Origin of the sequence: Bacillus thuringiensis, from assembly GCF_001595725.1 — a bacterium.
In the GTDB taxonomy this organism is placed as follows: domain Bacteria; phylum Bacillota; class Bacilli; order Bacillales; family Bacillaceae_G; genus Bacillus_A; species Bacillus_A thuringiensis_K.
The window spans coordinates 319,116-345,131 of record NZ_CP014283.1 but is presented as its reverse complement, the minus strand read 5'-3'; the positions used below and the strand labels follow the sequence as shown (position 1 = coordinate 345,131).

Here is a 26,016-nt window from a genome sequence, read left to right as displayed (position 1 = left end):
CATTACTTGGCACTTACCCTTAGAAGCCCCGCGGACAATCGGGGTTTCTTTTATCAATATATATTTGTCAAAATAGTTAGTTGAGTGTTAAAACATCATAGATTCTCCTTTGGGAGTTTTCATGTAATTAAACAAGAGTTTACAAGTTCTCGAATCTTAGCCCCTTGGAGCGCCCTTCAAGGGGCTGAACTAATTAAAATAACGATTTTATTTTAATTTTTTAAAATTTCGATTTGTGATAGAATAAGCCCATATCAATCTTTTTACTTTCACTTTAAAGATGATACTTCGCTTTTGGTCCTAGTTTCCTAGGACCTCTTTTTAACTAAACAAAGATTTTGTTTGAACCCATTCACCAATTTCATACTTTTACATACTTTAATACTACCTTTCTGTATAATGTGAGTTCGTCACTTTCGTTATAATGAGGTATAAGGAGCGCTCTCAATTAGCGCTCTTTTTATTTGTTGTTAAATAAGGATTTTGTTTAAAACTAAATTTACTCTTATTTAATAAATGTAATTTTCTAGTGAAAAACTTAGCAAAGTTAAAATCTCATTCATTTGTTAATCAAGTTACAATATAAGTAAATTCGACCATAGACGAATACCCTATGACTATGCTAAGAGAAATCCTAGCTGTTTCTTTCGGAAAAGACCTTCTACGCCTGAATAAAACTCAATATTTCATCAATAATATAGATGACACGGTAATCTTTTTCTCCAATTTCCTTGCTCGAGCAGTTAGCTTTTTCTAGCTGCTCTTTATATGGACTTTATTTAGTAATTCAACTTTTCATTTTCTCGAATAAATTCCAATATTACGGTAACACTAAGTACAACCTACTTTTTCTCCAAAGTAGTTCCTTTTGGCAGTGCTTGTGAGAGTAGTTAGCTTTTTCTAGCTGCTCTTTTATATTGAACTAATAATGAAATTTTGTTCTTTTTTCTTGATAAAACATATAAATTTAACCTCAGTATTTAGCTCAAAAAGTTACCTCCTATCGTATGAGCGCCATATAAAGGTGCTCTTTTTTATATTCACTACACAAGAAAAGAATATTATGCATACCTTATAGTGAGTGAACTCACATTACTTGTTTTCTCCTGAAAGTTTTGGTCAAAGAGCATCTACAAACGATGCTCTTTTTCATTTTCTATAAAATAAAATTTTTTATGAAAGATACACACTTAACCGAAAATAACTTCATAAAATATTCTGTGTTCCTTTCTTTATAAAAAGTCGTTACAAAATGATTCTCGTCACGAGAGCACTTTATTAAGTGCTCTTTTTTGTATTCCAAATTAATACAAAATGAAATATTATTTAGTTTTCTTTTTGTATTATATTTTCGATTCTGTTCATACTATAGTTGTAGCTTGTAGTTACAACTCATAATATGTATGCTTAGTAAAACTCCTCAGCGCATTACGATGGAGCGGTTAGCTAGATTAGCTAGCTGCTTTGTCATTTGTTAAGCACAAAATAGCGTTTTTGCTAAAAACCTTTCACGTTTAAATTGGACAAGCATATGTTATTGTATGGAGGCAATCCACTTATAGAAATCTACCTTTCTTGTTAAAGAGCATGCTTATATGCGTGCTCTTTTTATTATGTTTCCTTTTGTACAACAGGCAGTTAGTTTTATCCATAACAGTACAACTCTGCACTATTCACTATAAATTTTCATATATTGTATTACGCTTGTCCAAAACGTGAGATTCTTACTCACGCAATCTAAATGAAAGAAAGGAGTGAAAATATGCGTTCATCTAGTCTTAAACTCACAAACTTTAATTGTGGAGCACAAGCCCCTAGTACACTACCAGCTCTCGGTTTTGCTTTTAATGCTACTTCACCTCAATTCGCAACACTATTCACGCCACTACTACTACCTAGTACGGGCCCAAATCCTAATATTACTGTCCCTGTAATCAATGATACAATTAGTACTGGAACTGGTATTAGAATTCAAGTAGCTGGTATTTATCAAATCAGTTATACATTAACAATCAGCCTCGATAACGTTCCTGTAGCCCCAGAAGCAGCGCGCTTTTTCTTGACGCTAAACACATCAACTAATATTATTGCAGGATCTGGAACCGCAGTCCGTTCTAATATTTTCGGAACTGGTGAAGTCGATGTATCCAGTGGTGTCATTCTAATTAACTTAAACCCTGGTGATTTAATTCAAATTGTACCCGTTGAAGTAATTGGTACCGTAGATATTCGTTCTGCAGCGTTAACAGTTGCACAGATTCGTTAATAAAAACAATATGCTTGGCTAATTAACATTTAATGTTCTTTCTACACACCAAAATATATGTTATAGATTTGACTCACATTTATATCAAACAAGCATATTTTATTGTATGGTGACTATCTAGTCATACAAATCTAAAGCGTTCATAAGAGCACACTTATATGTGTGCTTTATTTTTTATGAAAATCAAGCTTTAAACACACACCACTCTAAAACAGCATGCATATAATGTCATGTTTCCTCTTTCAACTTATATTTTGGGACAGAGCGCTTTAAAATAAAGATTTTGTTTCAACCCATTCACCAATTTCATACTTTTACATACTTTAATAATACCTTTCTGTATAATGTGAGTTTGTCACTTTCGTTATAATGACGTATAAAGGGTGCTCTTGATTAGCGCTCTTTTTTATTTGTTGTTAAATAAGGATTTTGTTTCAAATGTATTCACTCTTTATTTTCAACTTCCATATACTTATACCGACTATAAAAAATTAAACTATAGTTCTTGGTCTAAGAGCGCCATTAGAGTATATGGTGTTCTTTTCAATTCAAATAACGTTTTTATTTAAATTTCATAAAACCTCCCTTTATCCAAATAGGTTCAAAATTATCTATTTAGCATATATAATACTTGTAAACAATTTAAATTCTATACATAAGTAATGGAGGCTTTAAAATGGGAAGTGTCCCAAATTTATCACCACAACAATCAATCTCAAAAAATAAAATTAATCCTAATAAGAATCAACAAACGAATAAAAAGCTAAGACGTCGCCTTTTATTAGCACTTGCTTTTATGCTACCTATGGTTATTTCCATTCAAATCTGCATTTATAAGCAAGAGCAAATGATTCAAGAAAAACAAATTACACTTAATAAAGAAAAGAAGAAATTGTCTGAGTTAGAACTTATAGGACGTTATTTTGAAAACGATATTAAAACTTTAACAGCAAGCGAGGAAGGTATTTTAAAATTCGCAAGGAAACTATATGGATTCTCCAGACCTAATGAAACTATATTTCAAATAACTGAATAACTTTTCAATACTTAAGCGATTGTCATTAATCATGGAGTGATTTAATGATCATCGCTTTTTATCAAAATTCTATCAAATAACTATTTTGTTCACTTTTTTGATACATTTATGAAACATTCATGTGTTATCTTCAGTAAGTTCTTTTCTTTTCATAAACCGTGTGGATTATACCAACACAAGAAGCTCTAGATCCCTAAATCTAGAGCTTCTTGGTTTAAATAACTATTTTGTTCGATCATGTATAGACAACTATATGTTTAGGTGTTAAAATATTATTGTAATTCCCACATGGTTTCACATACGACTTTTTTCTTCGATTATGGGGTTCTTACGTAATGTAAGGACCATTTTTTATTTAAATAAGTACTTTTTAAAAATTTATATGTACATATTTTTCAGTATATAATTAAATTATCAATATATCAGGGACAATAATGATTTTGTTATATATTTGTTTCGGAATGAGTGCAGTTTTTAGCTTAATAAAGAAATTTGGAAAGCCACAGATAAACCGGTTCCTGGTTTTAGTTGATTCTTTAATTTTGCTTGGAGCTTTATTCCTAGTAGATAACATCTTCATCTCCTTTTAATAACTGTTTTAGTTCCTCGTAACTCTCTTCAAATAAGTCGCATTCATTAGTAGACTTAACTATATTACTCTGAATCCATTTTTCTATTAACCTGTCTTATTCGCTCATATCGTATCCTAGATAATTTACTGTACTCCCTTACGACCTACGAATGGCTTCGTAGCAGCTTCATCCTTCTTTTAACCCTTGAGTAAAAAGTAGTATTCTTAATCCCGTTCTTTCTTGCTAATTCCAAATGCACTGCGTACCCTTTTCCCTTCTTTGCTGTTTCATATAAATTCATACCATCTTTGACCAGTTTGAAGAACGTCGACTGGCTTATTTCATTCCATTCAGCTAGTGTTATCATTCTAGAATTAATGCCACTTTTTCTCTTTACATGTTAAAAAAATATTTAGATGATAGTCCAAATACATATTATTAATATTAAGCTGGTTCACGTCAGGAGAAGGTATTTTAGGTTGTCTTTTTTTTATTTTCCTTCGACATAATATGACAATATACGAATTGACAATTTGTTATTATTATCTAGAAATCTTACATTTATCTACAAATTATTATTGTATTTTTAATTTTTTAAATGTAAAATATTTCAATGTAAATACATACCATTTAGGGAGATGGAGAAAATTATGAAAAAATTATTAGCTTCAGCAACAGCGGTTACATTATTAACAGTGGGGTACAGTTCTGCTGCATTTGCAGAAAAAAATCCAAACGACAAGAATTGCGGTCACTTTAAAAACAAACAAGAAGTTATGGAATTCTGGCACAGCAATGGATACAGCGCAACTAATGATCCTCATGACTTAGATCGTGACAATGACGGCTTACCTTGTGAAGTGAAAAAAGGGGACTACGATCAATTTTTAGCTAGCAAGCAAACTACTAAAAAAGATGAAAACAAACCTCAAGAACAAACTAAGCAAGAACCTGCTAAACAAGAGAACACTAAGCAAGAGAATTCAAAACAAAACAACCAAACAACAAATAATAAACAAGAACAAACTAAGCCTCAAACAACTGCAAAAGAAACAAAGAAAAATACTAATACAGTTGTGAAAAAAGAAACGAAAAAACAAGGTGAAAAATTACCTAATACAGCATCAAATGGTGTTACAATGATGTTAGCAAGCTTAGGATTAGCATTAGCTGGATCTGTATTAATGTTCCGTCGTAAAAAGACAAACGCATAAAATAGTTCCTTAAAACGGCAGGAGAAATCCTGTCGTTTTCAAATGGAGTGATAAAAGTGAATAAAAAACAATGGATAGGCTTATGTTTAACTGTTATTGGACTTACTATCTTTTCCTATTATTTTCTAGAATGGTATAGTGCTAGACAATCAGCAGAGTCATTAACAACTAACGAGGCTAAACAATATGAGACCTCCACACCTTCTAAAGAAAATGAAGCGCAAAACATCAATCAAACTGAAACTGAAACTTCACTACAACCTAAAGAACCTGTACAAATTCCCGCTTCAAATGTAAACCATCAGTTAGGAGATAAAGTAGCATATTTAATTATCCCTAAAATACAAAAGAAATACTCTGTATATTGGGGAGCTGATGATAAAGTACTAAAAAAGGGTGTAGGTATGTTTGTTAGTGACTTAACTACTACACCATCTGGAAATGGTCATACAGTTTTAAGTGGACATAGAGATACTGTTTTTACCGAGCTTGGTCAACTAAAGGAAAATGACCAACTTATCGTGGAATATGAAAATAAAACATATACATATAAAATTAACAAGCATTGGATAACAGATTCAGAAGACCGAACAGTTATTGTAGAAAAAAGTGAGCCAACATTAACACTAACAACTTGTTATCCTTTTGACTATATAGGAGACGCTCCAGATCGGTACATAATTGAAGCATCTCTACTTTCCATTCGGTAAGGATGAGAGTCCAAAAATTAAAGTGGGTTAAGTAGGAAGAAGGCACCTTTGGGTGTCTTTTTTTATGAGTAAGAAGTACTGCCAAGATGCGAGGAATAATAGGTCATAAGACGGAAGTTCAGCCTGAAAATTCTAAACTATCTTTTTTATTTCCTTTCGACATAATATTACAATATCTTTATATATAGTTTGTTATTATTAGCTTGGCAATCTTATATTTTACATAATTGGAGGAACAAACGTGGGAAAAATATTTAAATTTGGATGCCTAGGCATTATAGCTTTATTTGTAATCGGAATAATTGCTATGGTCGCTGGTGGTGGAGACTCAACAGAAAAAACTTCAACAGACACTAAAGCAGTATCAAAAGAAGGTGTATCTTCTGATGTTAAAATCGCTGTAGGATCTATGGAAACAGTAGATTCTGTGGGTAATGAATATACAAAAGAACAAGCACAAGGTGTCTTTAAAATTTTAGAAGTTACACTTACTAATAATCAAAAAGACGCTATTACTGTTGATGCTAATAGTTTTAAATTAGTAGATAACAAAGGTCGTGAATTCACATATTCAACACAAGGTCAAACATCATTTGACTTAACTAATGGTGGGAAAACTGACTTCTTCTTAAAACAATTGAATCCTGGTCTAACACAAACAGGTAAAATTGTATTTGATATACCAAAAGATGCTGAAGGCCTTTTCTTAAAAGCTAGTGGCGGCATGACAGGTAAAGAAATTAAATTAAAAGTAGAATAGAAAAAAGGCACTCTTTCGAGTGCCTTTTTTCTCAACAGCCAACATTATTTAACGTGGTAAAATAATACTTGGATTGACATCTAATACCATATTACGATGGTTAAAATCGTAAGAAGGCACCTTTGGGTATCTTTTCTTTTGTACATTATATCTATTTATATGTTCATTGATTTTTTATGTACGTTTGATATAACTACTGTAGTAGTATTACAGTAATAGCTTGTTTATACAATAAAAGAAAAGATGCGCTAACATCTCTTCTCATAACTGCTACCTTCAGGGACGTGGTTATATCATTTGTTTTTTACGGAACCCATCCTTTTGCTTCCGATGGCGACGAGGAGTGGGGTTTTTTGTTATCTTTTTCTAGAGTTTGTTTCCTAAAAACATACGCAGAAACTTCACGTACAATAGCTTTCACAAATTCTTTCAGAAGCCAAAACAAAAACTCCATAGGTGTATCATCCCCTTTCCTTCCAAATGGAAAGAAGGGACTACCAATTACCCTCACAATATACAGTTAATTCTATTATACTAGTAAAATCTTACTAATATAAAAAAGACCACCATTAGGCAGTCCTTTTTAGTAGTTTTAGAGAATTAAATTATAACATATAAATACGTAAATAATAATATATTATTTCCCAAGATACTATAAATTTTTTATGATTCTTGATTTCTTACTCTTCATTGCATAATAAAATTCCCTATAATAATTAAAAAATAACCTAAAAACTATTAATCCACTAAATTATTGAAAAAACTGGTTATCTCTATAATTTTTTTGGTAAAATATAGATATTGTTTAAGAAGATAAAGTTAATATAGATTAACTAAGTAATGCAAAGAAAATGTTTTATTGCATAAAAAAAGGCTCCATTGCTGGAGCGCTCCAAAATAAACAAACGAATTAAAACAAGAAACAGACAATTTAATTATATAGATAAAATATAATTAAATCTATATATATGTAATGTTGCATATAAAAAACTCTATTTATTGATTCTAATAGACTTACTCGATGATTGTTATATTTTTTTATGGTTTTTAAGCAATACAATACCTTCTTAACACTAAGTGTACAAGTAAAAGAAGACATTTTAATCGATGTCTTCTTTTCTTATATAATAACAACACAATAAATTTCTTTATGAATTAGAGGAAACTCTAAAACAAGAAAAAATATTGTTGTAATCAAAAAATGGGCATCAAACAAAAGGAATAAAAAACAGGTAATTGTTCGTAATCACAATTACCTGTTTTTTATCATTTATATTTACTCTTTATTTTTTAAAATTTCATTAACCTCTCCTACACTTAATTCAGTGGCTTCCGCTATCTTCTCTATAGGTACACCTACTTTAATTAAATTGTGAATCATCTCTATCTTAGTTGCTATTCTAGCTTCTTTTGCTGCTTTTTCTTCTGCCGTCTCTATTTCTGATATTCTATCTTTTATTGCCTTCTCTCCCGCCTCATATAAGCGTAAAAAGTCCTTATCACTACTTAAACGCTCCCAATCCTCCATTGCCTTTTTCAAAACTGGATCTTTTTCCATCGCGATTCCCTCCAGGATTGTTGTTAATTTCTCATCTTCATATGCAGGAAATAATAATAGCCAACGTGCTAATATATCCTCCCGTGGATCCATTCGATCTTCTTGCCATTCTCGAATAACCTTTGGAATCTCAAGAAAATGCAATTGCATATTCTCTGAAATTATGTGCTCCGATTTTTTGTTCATGACTACACCGACATTATGAAAGTCCTCTTCTCCTGGAAACAGAATGAAATCCACTATATTAATACAAATAGTTGGTCTTAATTCTGTATACTTCATCCCCTGAGTCATTTGAGAATAATACATGCCAGCCCAGTAGAACAAAGATCGCTCGATCATGTCTTTTTTGTCACGAACCTGTATCTCTATATTTAATTTTATACCACTATTAAGGGTAGCTCGTAAATCTAAAATAGACAATTTATCATCCTTTTGTTCCCTTGGAAGATGTGGATCATCTAAATGCAAAGAAATAATTTCCTCATCTAAAGAGGATTGTAATACCGCATTAAGAAAACCAATGAGTATATCCTCGCTTCCTTCTACTCCAAACAAGCGCTTGAAAGCAAAATCAACTCATAAATTTACTAGATTTTTTTCATAGATGTATTCATATTCTCTTCTACCTTTCTTTTAGTGAATTTAAATCCTCTGTAGTAATTGAATATAAGAAAAAGATAGAATTACAAACTCTATCTTTTTAAATTTACCTTCAGAAAGTTTACTTTTTTCTGCACGCTTAACCACTTCTAACACTCCATCATGATGCACAATCATTGCAAGATCATCTTTCTTAAAAAGACAATCCACATCTGCAGTTTTTACATGATAGCTGTGTAGAATCGGCTTCCATTTCTAGAAAATCACGGATTGCAGTAAAGCGATAACTTTTCCCTCTAAAGCATCTCTCCATTGAACTACCCCCACTCTCACTTCGTTTAGAAGTGAGGGATTCCTAAGTAAAGAGTTCTATCGAACTCTAATTGATTAGGCTAACCCCGCAGTCCTTGCGGTTAGAAGCCTTATTGCTTCATTCTTTAGATTGATACTTGTGTTAATATCCCTATCATGGTTTGTACGACAAGAAGGACAGTCTCATTCACGTAGGTTTAGATTTTTAACGTCTTTATTTTGATATCCACAACAAGAACATAATTGGCTGGAAGCAAATGTTTTCGATACGACAATGATTTGTTTGCCATACCATTTTGCTTTGTATTCTAACATGGATCGAAATTGCGACCAAGATACCTCACTAATTGCTTTTGCTAACTTATGATTCTTTAACATATTCGATACTTGCAAATCCTCTATACCGATAACATCGTGGTTTTTGATGATTTCAGTTGAAATTTTGTCCAAGTAATCTTTTCTAGCATTGGATATGTATTCATGAATTCTAGCTACCTTTACTCGTTGTTTATTCCAGCAAGAAGATCCTTTCATCCTTCTAGAAAGCACACGCTGTGCTTTCGCCAACTTATCTTCTAATGATCGGAAAAACTTCGGATTTTCATAGTGTGTTCCATCTGACAAAATGGCGAAATCTTTTAGTCCTACATCTATTCCAATGTAAGAATGTGTTTTCGGAAGTTCTTGTACTTCTGTTTCAACTAATAGTGACACAAAATATCTACCAGAAGGGTTCCGTTTAACTGTAGCATTTACAATACGCCCCTCTACTTCGCGACTTTTGGCAAATCGAACAAGGCCTAGTTTCGGCAACTTTATTTTGTTCCCTACAACGGAAATATTTTCATTTGTTTGTTTTGTGGTATAAGATTGTACGTTGTTCTTCTTAGATTTAAAGCGCGGTGCGCTGTTTTGTTTTTTTAAAAAGCGTGTATACGCATCCGCAAGGTTACGAACAGACGACTGCATCGCAATACTATCCACTTCTTTTAGCCAAACAAGCTCTTTCTTCATGGCAGGTAGTTTGGCAGAGCATGTACCATAGGTCAAGCCTTTTCCTGTCTCTTTGTATGCTTGATCCCATAAAGATAGGAAATGATTGAATACAAAGCGAGAACACCCAATCGTTTTGTTGATTAGAATTGCTTGTGCCTGATTTGGATAGATACGAAACTTATAGGCTTTATTCATCATTATTTGATTCACCTCCATTTCGGTATATGACTATTATATACCAAACGTACATTCGATAGGTAGTGGAGTAACACTTTCTGTATGTCGAACAATTAAGATGGCTTCCTGCCATCCCTTGTTCGAAGCCAATTCATCTCCCACCTACTCACTGGGCTGTGCCCCTTCACGCTCCTTGAGGAAGGAGTCTTCTTGGCTAAAATGATAAAAAAGGAAATCTCGTATACATCCATGGAAATAGACATGATATAAATAGATCCCCCCTTTTTTTATTTGTATACTTAAATATAAAGACCTTTTTACAAGTAATTCCTAACTTGAAGACAATACAAAAAGGGCTTCTTCAAGTCGATTAAAAATATGCATAGCAAAATAAGCTATATATACACTAATCGGCTCAAAGAAGCCCTTTCATAAATGAAACAAGACGCAACTTGCTTCTACAACTCAACCACAACACAATAAGGTTTGGAAATAAACGGAATCAATTAAACAATAAATATAATTCTATATTAATGAATTCATACAAAAATTTAAATAATTTTATGTTTCCTTAAGATATCCCGCTCATTTTTTTTAAAATTCATATGCTTTATCACTACCTTGTTTTCTTCATCAAATGATTTAACTCCCTCCACGATAATATTTAATTTAATATTGAAATTCTCTAAAACTCGATGTATTATATTTTTGTGTTTTTCTCAGTTCCCAAGCCGAGAATACATCATCACTTCTGAAAGGACCCGAACTCCAGCGGGTTCTTTTTATTTACTTGAACTCATTTTCGAATTATTATATTATATTTTCGGGTCTTGCTCCATAAATCATTATCAGGAGAATCTGCAGGTTTACAGGTTCTTTTTTTGTAAAATAAAAAAGCAGCTGTTAGGTTACTTAAAGTTTGTCTTATCACCAATTAAAATGATATATATATTCTCCCGTTATACTTTCATCAACTCCTGCAACTCTAGCAAATCTTACTATGTCCGCCCCCTGAATGAAATACATTTTTAGCATAACTGGCACCCGCGACCACATAACACGATAAAGCTCATTCACTCTTTGCCTAGTCGTAACAATTAAATCATTTGCAGGTCCATTAATCCATGCAGTTGTTATAACTGAAGTAAACGGAAGATCTATCCCATTAACAACTATTCTTGCAATACTTTACGTTATATCCACATTGATCCCCTCATTCCAAGAATCAAATATGTTTCCCATATTTACATAAGTATTCTTAGTTATAAGAAATGTTTAAAGTGAATTCTTTATAAAATTAAAAAGGGTGCTATTAAGATATGCACTCCTTCAAAAGACTTTACCAATCTCGATGTTCACCATGATCATGATCACGTCTACGACGACACTCATCACAATCGCAATCGCGTCTACAATGACAGTCGTTAAAATCGTTTCTCCTACGTCTACGACCGCATCCGCAAAATACTAAATCATCCCAAAATCTATTACAATCTCGAGAATGCCCAAAATTATTATCCCATCCCATAGATATGATTCCCTCCTCTAAAAATAGAATTCATCACATTCTATGATGAAACGGTAGACATAGCTTGTTTACTAGTCTATGTTTCAGACTAATAATATTTCAATTTGCAAGTCTATCTCATCCCATATCTTTCCTTAACAACAAACAAGACGCTACCCAGATCACGGCAGCGCCTACGATAATTGATATTGGTTTAATCATTAACAAGTATATCTGGTCCCTTCTTCAACATGTACGAGAAACCCGAAATAAATACAACACTAAATATAATAATAGAAGACCACATATTAAATTGATATTCTTTACCTGCAACTAAATTATATATGTTATGTACCAAGAAATTAGCACCTATGATAATCCCACCTAAAAATGCACTAATTAATATGCTCATTAAATAAAATTTAAGTTTCTGAAACATTTTTCCTCTACCCCTTTTCTAAAATAAACTTTATTTGAATTTCTTTAGAAAATTATACCATTTAGTTTTCGGTTATTATTAAATTCATAGTAAAATTAAGGTTATTTTAAGGATATGTTTTCTATTCAAATGTCCATTTTGTTCAATAAAAAAGAACACTATAAAGTGCCCTAAGCTTCTGAGTATAAAATATACGACAATGCCTTGCCCGTTCTAATGGCGCAACCTAAAAGGGCTTTATAGCGGAATATATATAGCTCTCGGAAAAGGAATAAGTTGATTGGCATTGACTCGATATTGTATGTTTGGGAACTCCTTATGTGCAATAAAAAAGCTCTATACCTATTTATAGAGCTCTTTAATTGAGTAACGGTTTATCTATATTGACCTGATATTGTATGATGAAAGCCTCCTTATGTGCAAACGAAAGAGAGCACTCCCCCAATAAGTGCTCTCGCTTAAAAAAAATATAGGGGATCATGTTGGAAACCGTTCAGTATCATTATATGATATCTCATTCCCAACTATGCCTAAGTCATGTATTAAAGGGGGATCATGTGTAATTTCTATATAACAAAGAAAAAAGCACCCGAATGGATGCTTAAATTAAACTTATTCATTATCAATATCTCTACTTTCATCATTAACTGATTTCGGGTCTAACATGATTCCTATATCCGGCGGCAAAATTAACTCTATACCAGCTACTGGTTGATTGTCCTCATTAAAATAATATTTCTTTATCTTATTCAATTCTTCATTTTTTTTATTTTCACTCATATTATCCCGCCTTTTATGTATGATATTAAAAACTTTTATTAATATGTACATTGAGAAAGATAATATACTATTTTTCAACTCTCACACAACTTGTAAAATTTTTACATAATAAGAGAACACCCATAATTGATAGGTGTTCTGATATATAAAGTGGTTTCCATCCACACATTCCAATATATGCTCGTCCATCTCGAAAGATGCAAACAAAAAAGCACCTAAATAGGTGCCTTTTCGAAACGTATTAACGCGAGTAGCGAACACAATGAATTCTTCTCGTTGTCATTACCATCTTATGTTCGAGATTCTTAAATATGCCTAATCGTTAAAATCTTTATTATGAATTCACTACCTATCCACCCTTTATTTTTTTACTAGTTTTAACAATAGGAACTTTTTTTGCTGGTATGAAAGGATTTTCTAAAATAAATAATTGGATTGCGATGCTTAGAAGCATAGCAACCGTTCTACTAACACTTTTATTATCAGTGTTTTTAACACTAACTTTGACTGTTGGCTATGCATTAAGTTAAACGTAATTCTTCACGAATAAAAACCAATATTCCGTCAATACTGTAGACAACCCATTTCGAACCATATTCCATTACCTGAGCAGTTAGCTTTTGCTAGCTGCTCTTTATTTGTACAAGGTACTCAATTGACTGGCGCACATATAATATTCTGAGTTCCTTTCTTTATAAAATAGTCGTTATAAAATAAGGCTCGTCACGAGAGCACTTTACTAAGTGCTCTTTTTATATTCCAACTTAATACAAAATGAAATTTTTATTACATTTTTTAATTCAAATATCCTTTTCATCAATGTATAAAGAATATTACTTCTTCTTTAAGTATCTTTATGAACAAAATTTATAACCTTTACTCCACTTGGATCTATATTAAAAGTAATAGTTTCTATGCCATTCGGAGGGTTATGAGCTCCTATATAAGTTTTATATTGAACTGTAACAATAAAATTAAAGTTTTCTTCTGGGAAACGTTCAATTTTTATAATTTTTGTGTCCGTTAAACTATACTGATGATCTGGTCCAAGCTTCCTTCTGATAACTTGACTTGCATATGGTGCTAATAAAGTATTATAAGAATCATAAAACTCTTGTTCATTACTATTAACCGCTTTGATATCTAACGGACTTAAAAATAAAACTACCATTACAATTCCAAAAAACAAACTAATCACTTTACCTTTTAACACATAATCACCCTTATTTAATTTGGATATCCGTTAACCTCCCCAGCATAAGAGATGACTATTCTTCATCCTTATCTAACTTCTTTTATTCAAATAGCGTTTTTGTTTAGTTTCACTCTAAAAGTAAAATTTTCATTTTTTCATTCAACCAAGTTCATAACATATTCTTTTCCTCTGATAAAATAATGATTAGGTGTCCCATGCGCATTTTATCCACTAGAAATAATACCTTTTACATACTTACGTATTAGAAACTTCATTTCTGCTTCTTCTGCAATAGCAATTTTGTTCACTTTTTTGATACATTTATGAAACATTCACATGTTATCTTCAATATGTTCTATTCTTTTTGAAAAACCATGTGAGAATACCAAAACAAGAAGCCCTAGAGCCCTAACTCTAGGGCTTCTTGTTTTCAAATAAGGATTTTGTATTAAATCTGCACCAATTTTAAGAAGCATACATACCTATCTTGTGCACCTTTTTTATATAAATCTTGTTCATTGGACGCCTTTAAAAGCGCTCTTTTTGTTGAAAAACTACACAAAGAGAAAAAATACATACAATGTAAAATGTACCCTATAGAATAGACTTTTTTTGAGTGTCAATTCTATAGGGTACATTTTATTATTTTCTGTCTTTTTTATTTACCTTAAAGTAATCCATTCATAGCTTACCCACTCTTTTGGTTTCTTATCGTACTTAATACGACCAGTCGTACAAAATGAAGCAATCATCCATTGAATGAGGTTCATCTTGGCATATGGATCAATACAATCGTCTATTTTTTTCAATTGATAGCCTGTGCTATTTTTCTGCCAAATTGTATATAAACGAAAATGTGTTGTCGTAACAAGTCTAGCTTTTGTTGTAACTTGCCATTTTGCAATTTTCGTTAAATCCTCTTTGACTTTTCTAACATACTCTTGTTTTATGATTTTATAACTCTTATCTTTATTAATTAATCCATTCTTTGATAGAAAATCGCTTTAAAGTAATAGCATGTTTTCAAAAGGCACTTTTGTTGCATTTTGTATTTTTGTTAATAGTTCGGTGAGAAGCGATTCTATTTCAAATCCATCCAAATTGCATGGCATATTATCAATAAGGTTATATTTGACTCTAATCTCTAAACGATCCTCGATTTCTTCTAACGGTACCGCACTAAATAAACTTTGTTCATATATAAATCCATCTCGAAGATTTTTTTGTATCTCTGTCTTATCTTTGTAAACAATGGTTACTTGTGCTAATTCAATAAAAGGGTTATCTAAAGTTAATTTCGTATTCCAGTTTAGACTCCAAATTTCACATCGACCGTCTGCATGCACAACATTAGCAGCTACAGATGGAGTAATTGTAAATAAACGGTCTACTGGAACATTTGTAAATGTAGTTGTTTTTCCTTCTACTACTTTCAATCCTCTTTCCTCACGTTCATGCTCAAGTGCAATTTCACAAAATACTTGCTCCATTATGTGTTTAATGCCTTCATACGTTCGAACAGCAAATACACTAAATTCTTGTGTCTCATCCGTTCGAACTAATTCATAAATGCTAAATTCTGCTGCATTTACAATTGCAAAAGGAATATCTTGTACAAAATTAGGATTTGTAAATAGAGAATCCGGAATCACTGTCTCTGGATGTTTGAAAAACTCTAAACCAAGCTGATATCCTTTTAGAAATGCATTCTTAGCAGCAGCTGGGAATAATGTTTCAAACCTTTTGAGACTGCTTTTAAATTGCTTCTCTTCGACCTCGTTATTAAATTCTCTATCTTGTAAAATGTTTACACGATCAGCAAGCAGTAAAAAATAGTAGTTAATAAGAGAATTAATTCTCTCCTCAAAAACTTGATTATCTTTACAATATTTATCAAATCTTCTTTTGCTTTCACTAATAATTTCATTCATTCTTTAATACTCTCCTTATCATTTTCTAGTTATTAAATAAAAAAAGACACACCAATGGCAGGTATATGCCCTCGGTGTGTCCGTTTAGCAAGAATTAAATATCTCTCAATTCGTATATTAAGTTTTAAACAATTAAACTTATGTATAAGATTATCTCTATAATATCTAAATGTCAATACTACTTCGCAATTATTAATTAAGCTCACAAAAATAATGCTTCTAATTGATTAACCTTTTTCTTTTTCTGCATATGTCATTTAATCACCTAATTCAGGTAATACTATTAGTATATCTAAGTACAGGATTTTCATACCAAAATTTCGATTTATATTTACAACTAAATATCAAAAGTAAAAAACATTCATTTGATATATTCCTTACCTTAGAGAACTTTAGATACAAAACAATCTTTATAGTACTCATAACATAACTAACAGCAAACGACTAATACATATTAATGTTATGTAAACAATCAAGCGGTATAAACACGTTCATTGATATTAACACATCAACTGACATTGACATGAAATCCTATATTGAGAGATAAATATAAGTTAAACTAACCCAGCCAGTTCATACCTAAGCCAACTTACTAATTACATATTTCGCAAACAAAGATTATAAAATAGCTTTTGGATTCCTATTTTAGTTATTAGACAAAAAGGAACGCTAATGATGAATATACATCCATAACATGTTTTTCTTGTAAGAATTAAAATGACTTTTAGTTTGCGCATGCTTAAAATTGAATGACGCACAAAATCATTTCTATTATAGCTAAATTTCAAAACCATTTCTTTCACTCAGATACTATAAAAACTACAATCTATAATTATAGATTGTAAAGATATTATCTGTACTTTTTTATCATAAAAAAACTCATACTTATAGTATGCCCAACTAAATAAGTCATATACCTGAACATTACAACTGCTATTTATAACTAAATTTCAAATATGGTACACCATTCTTTTTATAAATCTCCATGATCAAGAAGGTTTCAAAGAAAATCTATCTCTATTTAATTTATTAACACAAGATGTACACAACTCAGATATGTTAATGTTATATAAACAATTATCCGACACTAATACTCCTGATTGAAATTGACATATCAATTGACATTGATATGAAACGAAATAAAAATGTGTAGAAGTTAATTTCATATCAGTATTTTACACATTATATCAATCCGATGGTACTCAGATGTGAATTAACGTAAAACCATTTGGTAGATCTACATTTATTATTATTAGTTAATAGGATGTAACAACTAGCAAACCAGCGCATGCTATATTTTATTACCAATTACTTTTATTAACTTTTTAAGGAGGTTTAAGTCATAACACCCATTAGAATAACTAGCATCTCTAAGTCAAAATGGTAGTTTCTATCTCTGATCAACATGACATTAACAATTAGGATGATCCGTCCTTAGTTTGAATAGTTTTTGTTAATGTTATATTGATCTCATAGCGATTTCTTATTTCATGTCAATGTTATCTTTATGGATATTCGAAGTATACTTATCTAATTTTGGTTAACATATCAATCTCATCATCTTATTTATGATCTTATTATTATATGCAAGCATGTACTAGAGATCGGATATCTACAAAAAACACCACCAGGATTATTCTAGTATTCTAAGTCAAACTTTAGTATCTTAAAAACTTCCTTAAAATTACCCATAAAATCCTTCGTTTACGATTCACATTTCATGTTAAAAGGTAATCTTTTTAGATCAACATGTAAACATAGGGTTAATATACCTATTATAGTTAACAAAACATTAACAATAGGCGCTTGTGTGTTGTTAGAAGAATGTCTTAGTGTCAGTTTCATGTCAATGTCACCTTTTATATCAATGTCAATTCGCAGGCTCAGTTTGTTCTTAAATACCGATAAAGTTCATTTTGTTGATACTGACTATATAAATTTCTATCATGACATGCAATATACAACTTAAATTGTACATTCTATACTAAATTAATATACATAAGTAGATCCGTAGCAAGTAAATGGGGAGTAAGAGCGAACCTCTCAAAGTATTATGATTGTGCTCCTATATCCTTAAATACTGTTTTGTTTATTGAACAATACTAAATCTACATTAATATTATTTTACTTTTTACTAGTTTTTATACGTGATAATTACATTTTGGACGTTACTATGTGTATTTTCCGTTATATACCTGGATTATATCCTTATAACTTATTTACAAAATAGCTTTATTTCCTTATCATTAATATTAAGTAGCCTAATTTGTTAATCTCATAGCAACTATCAGTAGTGCTACTAACATAATATATATATTCCTATTAACAAAACATTACCAATTTGAAATATATAATTGGTACTAAAGTTGCTAATTCAACCAAATTTTATGCTGAACGTTAATGTTTTGTTAACAAGTGTATGTTTACATGTCAATTTCACATTTCATGTAATTCACTGAATTAGTAGGGATTTTCGTAAATATTATCGAAATACTGGCTAACATGTTAATTTCAGATCACATGTTAATTATAATTAGTTATTTATGAGTTGATTTTTGAGGAGGTAGTTACAATGATTGAGCAAAAAAATGAAAAACAAGACCATCAAATTAACGATGATGATATATTAGATGATAATGTTTTCGAAAAAGCATGGCGGATAACAGAATTCTCAAAACTAGTGGGACGTCATCATAATACAGTTTATAATTGGTTCAATATCCTAGAAGAAAAGGGACTTCATGAAACTTTAAGAACTCAAAATACAAATGAAAAACTCTATAATGCTTTAGATCTTGAAATTGCTCTATTTATAAAGCAGAAAAGGGATGAGAAATGGTCTTTAGATGCAATTATTGACCTTTTACCACACCAGTTTGATTTAAGACCAGTGTCACCAGAACATCAAACAAATGAGGTATCCACTGAATTAAACCTTCAAGCTACTGCAGAAATTATTGAAAAAATGGTAACTAAACAGTTAGAAGAAAAAATAAAACATATTGAATCTCATTATGAAGAGAAGGTAGAGAGTATATTAAAGCAGTTACCACAACCAGAAGATGTAGAAACGCTAAAATTACGCCAACGCCAAGATAGGCTTGATAATTTTATTATTGAGCATAGAGCACGCCAGGAATTAAGAAAACAAGCAGAGAGCTTATGGAATAATAAACCTGAGGAAGAGCGTACTAGAAAAGCAGGCTGGTTTAAAAAAGAGGAAGATTTGAGTAAAAAACAACTCTTCATAGAGCAGTACATACAAGATAATATTATTGAGCATATAAAATCTCTTATGAATTCAGTAGAATAATAAAAAAGTCTGGAACTTAGTCCAGACTTTTTTATTATTTTGTAGTACCAAACATCTTATCTGGATCTAGAAAATCTGCTAGATCTTCATCTTCATTTGCTCCAGCATTATTATTTTCCTCGTCACTACCCATATCGATAAAATCTCCAAATGCAAAACCTAAATCCTCATCCTCATCTATACTCTCAATCGTACTAATTTGAGACTTTTTATACTGAATTTGGCTCTGTCTTTCTTTAAACTCATTAAATTCTTCAACTAAACCTTTAGATAATCTTGATGGTAATGCATCAGTTTTATAGAAGGTATATACACTTCCTAAGAAATCATTCTTACTTACCAAATATCCATTAAAGACTGTGCCATTTATAGGTAAATTATTTGAAACTTCTACCTTAGCGTCATCCATAAAGGAATCATTAATATTCTTTTGCTCATCTAGGATAGCAAGCATACCAAAATGATGTACTTTTGATGCTTCAACAGAACCATCATCGTTCTTCTTCATCAAATCAATTGGGGGATGGAAAGAGCTTCCTCTTAATGATTCTTGAAACATTTCTATAATTGCATGGCTATTTTCTATTTGATTCATATTACGTGAAACCTTATTAATTACTAAACAGCCCGTTTTCTCAAGTAAAATACGTTTAAAGTCTTGAGAATCTAGTATTACAGATGTACCAGATCCATTAGCAGCGGTATTTAACTCATGAATAATTTCACTAATACGTTGATTTGCATAATCTCGTGAATTAGCGACACCTTTTTTCTCATTTTCATTCAATTCCTTAAATTCATCGTAAAAATGCTGGTTATCGGCAAATACTACAAATGCTACACCTCTTGATTTATCATTTGCTAATTTCCAAATTTCCTGTGAAAATTTATTTACTTGTCGTAATACATCAGGCCCATCCGCTCGGACGGGAAGAGTTACAACAATCCCCATTTTAATAAAGTCTTTGCGCTCAATAGCATTTTCAAAGGCTATTCTTGCAAACTTTGCTTGATTCGCCTTAATTTCAGCCATTGGATATAGCTGCGCAACCTTTTGTAATTCTTGTCTGATTACGGGCTTGTTGTGAAAAGCCGAAAATTCTTCAATGGCCTTAATGATTGTAGAAGTTCCAGTTCCTCCACCTAAACCTGCAAAAAATAAAACAAGTTCATCCGAAGGTCTTACACGTTCAGTAATAAATTCTTTTAGCTTTTCTTTTGCTTCCTCATTTGAATCAAGGACTTTTACTGCACGCTCAGGGTTCTTACCTAAACCACCTAATTTCAGTGAAACTTGATTACTTTTTGGTACATTTTTTAATTCAGCTAGATCCCCATCATTACTATTTAGTGCTAAGCAATTATATACTGCTGTGCCATCTGTATGTGTATATTCTGCAAATTTATCTACCATTCTAGTACCAGCTTGACCAAAACCAACCATCGTCATTTTAACTGCCACTTCATTCTTTAAGAAGTTTTTTGCCATTATTTTATCTCTCCTTATTTATCTTTTTTCTTTTACCTAACTCAATCAGTACTTGTTGCCCTCTATAAGTTGAGATTAAAAATTTATATGGGTGCATAGTTTTTTCATAGATTAAAGACATTGATGATAGCGTACTCACACTTATTTCAGCTGAACGTCTAGATATATTTGTACGTTCAACCTCTAATGAATAGGATTTTCCCTTTTTTTTCTTTACTCTCCTATCAATAACTACATTTTCCACTATTTCATTAATAGATATGCCCCTCATGTACTTCGTCTCTTGAAATTGTTTATTTACTATGTTTCCTATGTATAGAAATACACTATAGAGTATCTCATCTTGTTCAAGTATATCAGCAAACATGTTTACTACTTCATCTGCAAACTTGATTGTTTGATATTTTTCACTTAAAACTTCGTTCAAGTTGTCCCCCCCTTAAAACACTGGTTAATTATTCCTAGGAACATAGTACATCATTACACGTCGTATATCAAGTCATTATAAATAAAACCTATATACAGGACTTATATATAAGACTTATAAAGACAAAATTAGAATTAATCTATATTTTATAAGGGGTTAAGTGTACGACGTATATATAATGCGTATACATGTTATATCAATTTTAAATTTCATGTAATTTACATTTCGACAAAGATTATTATAAAATCCAGATTAATATTAAAAAAAACAGATTAAAAACCACCTATTTTTTTAACATCAAAAACCAATAAAAACTTATACATCTTACATATAAGTTTTATATATAAGGTGTATAAAAAAATACTTTTATATCAATGTTAAAATGAAAAAATACTTATTCAATTAGCATAAATTTTTATATAAGACCCTTATATAAAACTTGTATATAAAACGTATTTGTACAGCTTATAGAATTCGACTTTCATTAACAGAATTTTCTAATATCGTATATTACTAGGGAGATTTCAAAACGTTCTTATAGCAATTCACACTAAGGTTTTCTTTATTACCTAGCTGTTTTAAAAGTATTTATCACTTATAATACCGCTCATTGTTAATGTTATGTTAATGCACTGTTCTTCACTTAGTACTTGTTAGTTCACATTATTATATATGTTATAAGAAAAATTATCCTCTGTTCCTCATTTGAATTCAATTCCTTGTCAATTTCATTCATTCCTTGAAAGCCAGTAGAAGAGGTTGTTAATTTCATATGAACAGCATCAATACCCTCAATGTTCAACATATTAAAAAGGGAATACAAGGATAAATCAACTTTGACATTCTAAAAGTAGTAGGCTAACAATCACATCACTACTATGAAAAAGAAACATTTGTTCAAACTAGATTATTAAAAGTGAAATCTCATCTTATTAACATCAAAGTGATACTTACATTACAATAAAAATTCTTGTAATGCATGAGGAATGATGATAACAATTATAACCTTACATAAAATTAACAATTGGTTAATTTTATCATTGCAGTTAGGATTAATCCTTCTCAACAAAGCAAAAGGGGAAGTAGTTTTAGTGACTAAAACCTATATGTTAAGTACCAGTAGACATATTTCTAACTTATTTTTGATTTGGTAGAAACAATTAATAATATTTGTCTAAGTGAATTTATAATTCTATACAATAAAAACAACTAAAAGAAAAAGTTGGAATTTTAAATTGAGTCAATGTCAGAATTTGGAAAGAGCGCTTCATCACATATAAAAAGTTGAATTTCGAGTTAAAGATAGAGAAAATTACTCTTTATTATCAATAAGCCTTTTTATAATTCTTGAATAATTTTAATCACTTAAAATGTATTTTTACTATCTAATAAATGTTAGGACATCATAACATTATTTTACAAATGGAATTTCATTATAACTATTGTTAGATGTTTAGTAGTAGCTCGTCCTAACAAAACAAAGGATTTAATAGAGCCTTATAAATCAATAATTTATAAGAGATTTATAAGAGTAGTTATCATCTCAACTTCGATGTACAAAATGAGGTATCTCTAAAGATTAAAATCTCTTATTCATTTTTTCTTGTTTTACAACTACCACATCAATGTAATAGTATATTAAAAATAATAAGTATTTAATTTAAGTTTAATTCAATATAAGAGGTGTATGCATTGTCCGGAAAAGTGTATAAATATAGAAGATCAGGTACCAAAAAATATTTTCACTTAAAAGAAGCTGACATATTTGTCTTTACAGTTTTATATTACAAAAGAGCACTTACAACAAGACAAATCACTCAGTTATATAGTGCATTTGAGGGAAGAGAATATTCTGAAGCTAGCATATTTACAAAGCTTGACCGTTACTCACAATATGGAGCTATGCTAACTAAAAGAATAGATAAAAAGGCTGACAGTATTACGAAACGTGCTTTATTTTCCTTAAAAGAAAAGACAATTGAATTCTTAATGGAAATAGGAAGAATTTCTGAAAAAAGTTCAAAAAGACGTTACTCAAGAGCAACTTCTTTTCACACAATGTGTTCACGTGAGGTCATGATCCGTACTCTTTTAGCGACTACAAAGAAGACACAAACCAATGAAATATTATATGAATTGGATATTCGTTCTTTTTACCAGAAAAAAAATGTGAAAATTGAGGACAACCAATTGGCCTTGATTCCTGATGAACATATTTCATATCAAGATAAAAATATCCATATTGAGATGGATATGTGTAAAGAAACCAATTCTACCTTAGTTGAAAAAGTAGAGAAGTACATAGAATATACAAAAAAAAACAATGAAGATGTAACGGTTGTCTTTGTTATGTACGACAAATCAATGTTCCTTGCAGAAGATGCAGAACCGCCATACGTACGTATGAAAAATCTATTATTTTCTATGCGGAAGTATCATGAACTATTAATGAATATACCAAATCTAAATGTACACATTTGCTCATTGAAAGATGCTGGAGATGTTATTTCAGATATCATTCTAGGAACAGACGATAATCAAAACTTGGAACAAGATATTCTTTTGCCTTTATCTCAACGTACAGTAGGAGATGCTGATTGGCGCTACGCATTTGTTGAAAAAGTTCAAACATTTAAGGAAACAATAGATGGTGGTCTTAGACGAACATATAGGAGAGATAAAGATGCTATGCAAGATTTCTTCTTTATTTTTGGCAATGAAAATGATTACCGAATGATTGCTAGATTAGACGATGTTGTGTTTTCAAGAAGAGAAGGTGATGAGGGGGTGCCACTTGTTGTGATCTATCCAAAGCGCAAAATGGCTAGAGATATACTTTTAATGGACACTTATGACAATGTACTACTTCTATCGCTCCAAAATGAAAGTGTTACTATCGAAGCGGATGAACAAATCATGGCACGTACTGCAAATAACATACACCCGAAAAGACGCAAGCTTGTAGAATTATATTAATCCATTGTTTTTTATATACTTCTATATAATTTTATTGATTTTTATTTTTTGAGGTGTTAGAATAGCGTTTGAACATATAATTAAAACTAAAATCAAATCAGAACATATGAAATTAAGGCAAGCGACACACGCTGTTTTTACAGTGGGTGTCGCTTGCCTTTTTTTATATGGATAAAAGTGGAAAATCAAAATGGATTTACAATATGCAACTACTACTACAGAGGGAGTGCTCTCTGCTAGAGAAGCGTTTAAAAACCCTGAACTAGTCCTCAAACATATGACAGAGGAGGGGGCAACGTTTAGTGTTTCCTTACAAGATATCTAAATCCCAGGAAAACCGAATTACTATTGGTATGATGTAATCATTGAAACGGCAACGAATAAAAAAATAGAAGTAAATATTGCGGTACTTTCTCAGGAAGAATATAACCAGCTCTGTGAAAGAGATAGTATTGATTTATATTTAAAACAAACTGAAGACGCAGCGAAATTCTTTTTTGAAAAATCAAAGGAACTATTTCAACCAGAATTCAATAATCGATTCAAGTTTAAACATAAAGCTCAATTATATCTGTAAAAGGTAGGTGAGCCTATATGGAGACATTTAAACAACGATTACCGCTATTTACTACAATCGGATTAATTAGCGGATTTATTCTTTCGTTTGGATTCGGTTTAGTAAACTACATCAAGTTACTTTACTATGCATTTGAACCACCTTCTTATCCTATAGAAATTACATATGTACCGCTTATTTTAATGTTCTTCTCTTTACTATTAGGAGAATTTAGCTTTAGGTTTTACAGCCGTATCCCTGCTTTGCATGTAAAAAATGGAAAGTTAATAATTTTGATTGCTTCTCATATTGCAGTTGATATTCAATTTTTATGGTTTGCAACTGCTCCGATCCATGCAAAGGTTATTCCGTATCTTACAGATAAATCAAAACATGTTAATTTTGGTGAGTATGAGGCCATAGGTCATGTTTTAACAGGAAATTTTCACACACTCACTATGATTTTTGTCTTTTTACCTACAGTATTTATGATTTTATTTACACTTTGGTATAGTGGCCATATTGTTCGTTACCGAGAAGAAATATTAAAGTGGGTCCAAAAATACGAATATAAAAATCACAAGTTACAAAAATGGTTTAATAGCCAAGAAGAACAAATATACCCTGATGTAGAAATTGGACCGCATATTGAGCATAAAGAGATGGTTCGTATTAAGGGGAAAGATAGAACGCTAAATGGAATCATTATTGGTCCAATCGGTTCTGGTAAAACATCAAGTTTAATTATTCCCATGATTAATCAAGATTTACACTGGATGGTACGTTTTATAAATAAGTTTGAAACAGCGTATAAAAAGAATGATTATGATACAGAAGAAGTAAAAGGAACATTTTTAAATGGTGTGACTGTTATTGAACCGAGTAATGATTTATGTCAAAAAGTATTTAAATTGGTACAAGCACATAAGATCCCAGCAAGCTCGGTTTACTACATTGATCCAACCAATCCTGATACCAAAAATATAAACATTCTGCGTGGACCGGTTGATAAAGTAGCAGAAGTTTTCGCTATGGTTATTCAAGGTTTGTCTGAATCTAACAATGCATTCTTTGAACAAGCGCAGCGTAACCATCTTAAACAACATATCTATTTATTAAAGCTTCATAACCCACAAAAAGATGTTACCTTCGACGATTTGATTGAGATGTATGTGCGCCCATACGGGTAGATTTAGAAT

At 31.1% G+C, this 26,016-nt stretch carries 16 protein-coding genes and 7 pseudogenes; 10 read left to right on the top strand and 13 right to left on the bottom strand.

Translation table 11 applies throughout. The features are described from left to right. Positions 1–1,762 precede the first annotated feature (1,762 nt). Together exsF and AXW78_RS27620 are read left to right on the top strand one after the other, a co-directional pair. Positions 1,763–2,266 (top strand): exosporium protein ExsF, encoded by a 504-nt coding sequence (gene exsF, locus AXW78_RS27625; RefSeq protein ID WP_001257908.1) that lies wholly within the window; start codon positions 1,763–1,765, stop codon positions 2,264–2,266. A 676-nt stretch (positions 2,267–2,942) separates the two neighbouring features. Beyond that, positions 2,943–3,302 (top strand): FtsB family cell division protein, encoded by a 360-nt coding sequence (locus AXW78_RS27620; RefSeq protein WP_000536029.1) that lies wholly within the window; start codon positions 2,943–2,945, stop codon positions 3,300–3,302. 560 nt (positions 3,303–3,862) lie between these two features. Here the strand turns inward: AXW78_RS27620 and AXW78_RS34045 are convergent. Next, positions 3,863–3,979 carry a Fur-regulated basic protein FbpA gene (locus AXW78_RS34045; RefSeq protein ID WP_258010520.1) on the bottom strand — a complete coding sequence of 39 codons (117 nt, stop codon included), beginning with the start codon at positions 3,977–3,979 and terminating at the stop codon, positions 3,863–3,865. A 545-nt stretch (positions 3,980–4,524) separates the two neighbouring features. Here AXW78_RS34045 and AXW78_RS27610 point away from each other — a divergent pair. The 3 genes from AXW78_RS27610 to AXW78_RS27600 all read left to right on the top strand — a co-directional run bounded on the left by AXW78_RS27610 (position 4,525) and on the right by AXW78_RS27600 (position 6,558). Next, a complete protein-coding gene (locus tag AXW78_RS27610; RefSeq protein WP_000734525.1) occupies positions 4,525–5,088 on the top strand; it encodes an excalibur calcium-binding domain-containing protein in 564 nt (187 codons plus the stop codon). 56 nt (positions 5,089–5,144) lie between these two features. Beyond that, a complete protein-coding gene (locus tag AXW78_RS27605) occupies positions 5,145–5,798 on the top strand; it encodes a class D sortase (protein ID WP_001036095.1) in 654 nt (217 codons plus the stop codon). A gap of 241 nt (positions 5,799–6,039) precedes the next feature. Next, positions 6,040–6,558 carry a DUF4352 domain-containing protein gene (locus tag AXW78_RS27600; protein WP_000516002.1) on the top strand — a complete coding sequence of 173 codons (519 nt, stop codon included), beginning with the start codon at positions 6,040–6,042 and terminating at the stop codon, positions 6,556–6,558. Between the two features lie 1,276 nt (positions 6,559–7,834). Here the strand turns inward: AXW78_RS27600 and AXW78_RS27595 are convergent. From AXW78_RS27595 to AXW78_RS34570, 7 genes and pseudogenes are all read right to left on the bottom strand, one after another. Next, positions 7,835–8,733 (bottom strand): annotated as a pseudogene (locus AXW78_RS27595) (Rpn family recombination-promoting nuclease/putative transposase). Between the two features lie 28 nt (positions 8,734–8,761). Next, positions 8,762–9,032: pseudogene (locus AXW78_RS35575) on the bottom strand (hypothetical protein); the annotation flags it as partial. Between the two features lie 74 nt (positions 9,033–9,106). Beyond that, positions 9,107–10,225, bottom strand: a pseudogene (gene tnpB, locus AXW78_RS27590) (IS200/IS605 family element RNA-guided endonuclease TnpB). A gap of 906 nt (positions 10,226–11,131) precedes the next feature. Continuing rightward, positions 11,132–11,389 carry a hypothetical protein gene (locus tag AXW78_RS34575; RefSeq protein WP_033703277.1) on the bottom strand — a complete coding sequence of 86 codons (258 nt, stop codon included), beginning with the start codon at positions 11,387–11,389 and terminating at the stop codon, positions 11,132–11,134. 154 nt (positions 11,390–11,543) lie between these two features. Further along, positions 11,544–11,732, bottom strand: a complete 189-nt coding sequence (locus AXW78_RS33310; protein ID WP_002164326.1) for a hypothetical protein — start codon at positions 11,730–11,732, stop codon at positions 11,544–11,546. A gap of 193 nt (positions 11,733–11,925) precedes the next feature. Beyond that, complete coding sequence (locus tag AXW78_RS27580; protein WP_000486797.1) at positions 11,926–12,150, bottom strand: hypothetical protein; 225 nt, start codon at positions 12,148–12,150, stop codon at positions 11,926–11,928. A 612-nt stretch (positions 12,151–12,762) separates the two neighbouring features. Beyond that, the gene (locus AXW78_RS34570; protein ID WP_001293569.1) at positions 12,763–12,930 is read right to left on the bottom strand and encodes a hypothetical protein; all 168 of its coding nucleotides are present in this window, start codon (positions 12,928–12,930) and stop codon (positions 12,763–12,765) included. Between the two features lie 330 nt (positions 12,931–13,260). Between AXW78_RS34570 and AXW78_RS35570 the strand changes: the two are divergent. Further along, positions 13,261–13,460, top strand: a pseudogene (locus AXW78_RS35570) (hypothetical protein); the annotation flags it as partial. 314 nt (positions 13,461–13,774) lie between these two features. Here the strand turns inward: AXW78_RS35570 and AXW78_RS27575 are convergent. The 3 genes and pseudogenes from AXW78_RS27575 to AXW78_RS35005 form a co-directional block, all read right to left on the bottom strand. Next, positions 13,775–14,143 carry a DUF3888 domain-containing protein gene (locus AXW78_RS27575; protein ID WP_000911827.1) on the bottom strand — a complete coding sequence of 123 codons (369 nt, stop codon included), beginning with the start codon at positions 14,141–14,143 and terminating at the stop codon, positions 13,775–13,777. Between the two features lie 644 nt (positions 14,144–14,787). Next, positions 14,788–15,111, bottom strand: a pseudogene (locus tag AXW78_RS33295) (hypothetical protein); the annotation flags it as partial. An 18-nt stretch (positions 15,112–15,129) separates the two neighbouring features. Beyond that, complete coding sequence (locus AXW78_RS35005) at positions 15,130–16,056, bottom strand: hypothetical protein (protein WP_001002558.1); 927 nt, start codon at positions 16,054–16,056, stop codon at positions 15,130–15,132. Between the two features lie 2,572 nt (positions 16,057–18,628). Here AXW78_RS35005 and AXW78_RS27565 point away from each other — a divergent pair. Further along, positions 18,629–19,369: a MerR family transcriptional regulator gene (locus AXW78_RS27565; protein ID WP_000572534.1), complete on the top strand. Its 741-nt coding sequence runs from the start codon at positions 18,629–18,631 to the stop codon at positions 19,367–19,369. Positions 19,370–19,403: 34 nt separating this feature from the next. Here AXW78_RS27565 and AXW78_RS27560 read toward each other — a convergent pair whose 3' ends face one another. Both AXW78_RS27560 and AXW78_RS27555 read right to left on the bottom strand, forming a co-directional pair. Next, positions 19,404–20,858 (bottom strand): FtsZ/tubulin family protein, encoded by a 1,455-nt coding sequence (locus AXW78_RS27560; protein WP_001097030.1) that lies wholly within the window; start codon positions 20,856–20,858, stop codon positions 19,404–19,406. A 4-nt stretch (positions 20,859–20,862) separates the two neighbouring features. After that, on the bottom strand, positions 20,863–21,285 hold the full coding sequence (locus AXW78_RS27555; protein ID WP_001006726.1) for a hypothetical protein: 423 nt from the start codon (positions 21,283–21,285) through the stop codon (positions 20,863–20,865). 1,692 nt (positions 21,286–22,977) lie between these two features. Here AXW78_RS27555 and AXW78_RS27550 point away from each other — a divergent pair. From AXW78_RS27550 to AXW78_RS27540, 3 genes and pseudogenes are all read left to right on the top strand, one after another. After that, the gene (locus AXW78_RS27550) at positions 22,978–24,261 is read left to right on the top strand and encodes a replication-relaxation family protein (RefSeq protein WP_000015598.1); all 1,284 of its coding nucleotides are present in this window, start codon (positions 22,978–22,980) and stop codon (positions 24,259–24,261) included. A gap of 190 nt (positions 24,262–24,451) precedes the next feature. Next, positions 24,452–24,838 (top strand): annotated as a pseudogene (locus tag AXW78_RS35565) (hypothetical protein). Between the two features lie 17 nt (positions 24,839–24,855). Beyond that, a pseudogene (locus AXW78_RS27540) lies at positions 24,856–25,989 on the top strand (conjugal transfer protein TraG); the annotation flags it as partial. Between the last annotated feature and the right edge of the window lie 27 nt (positions 25,990–26,016).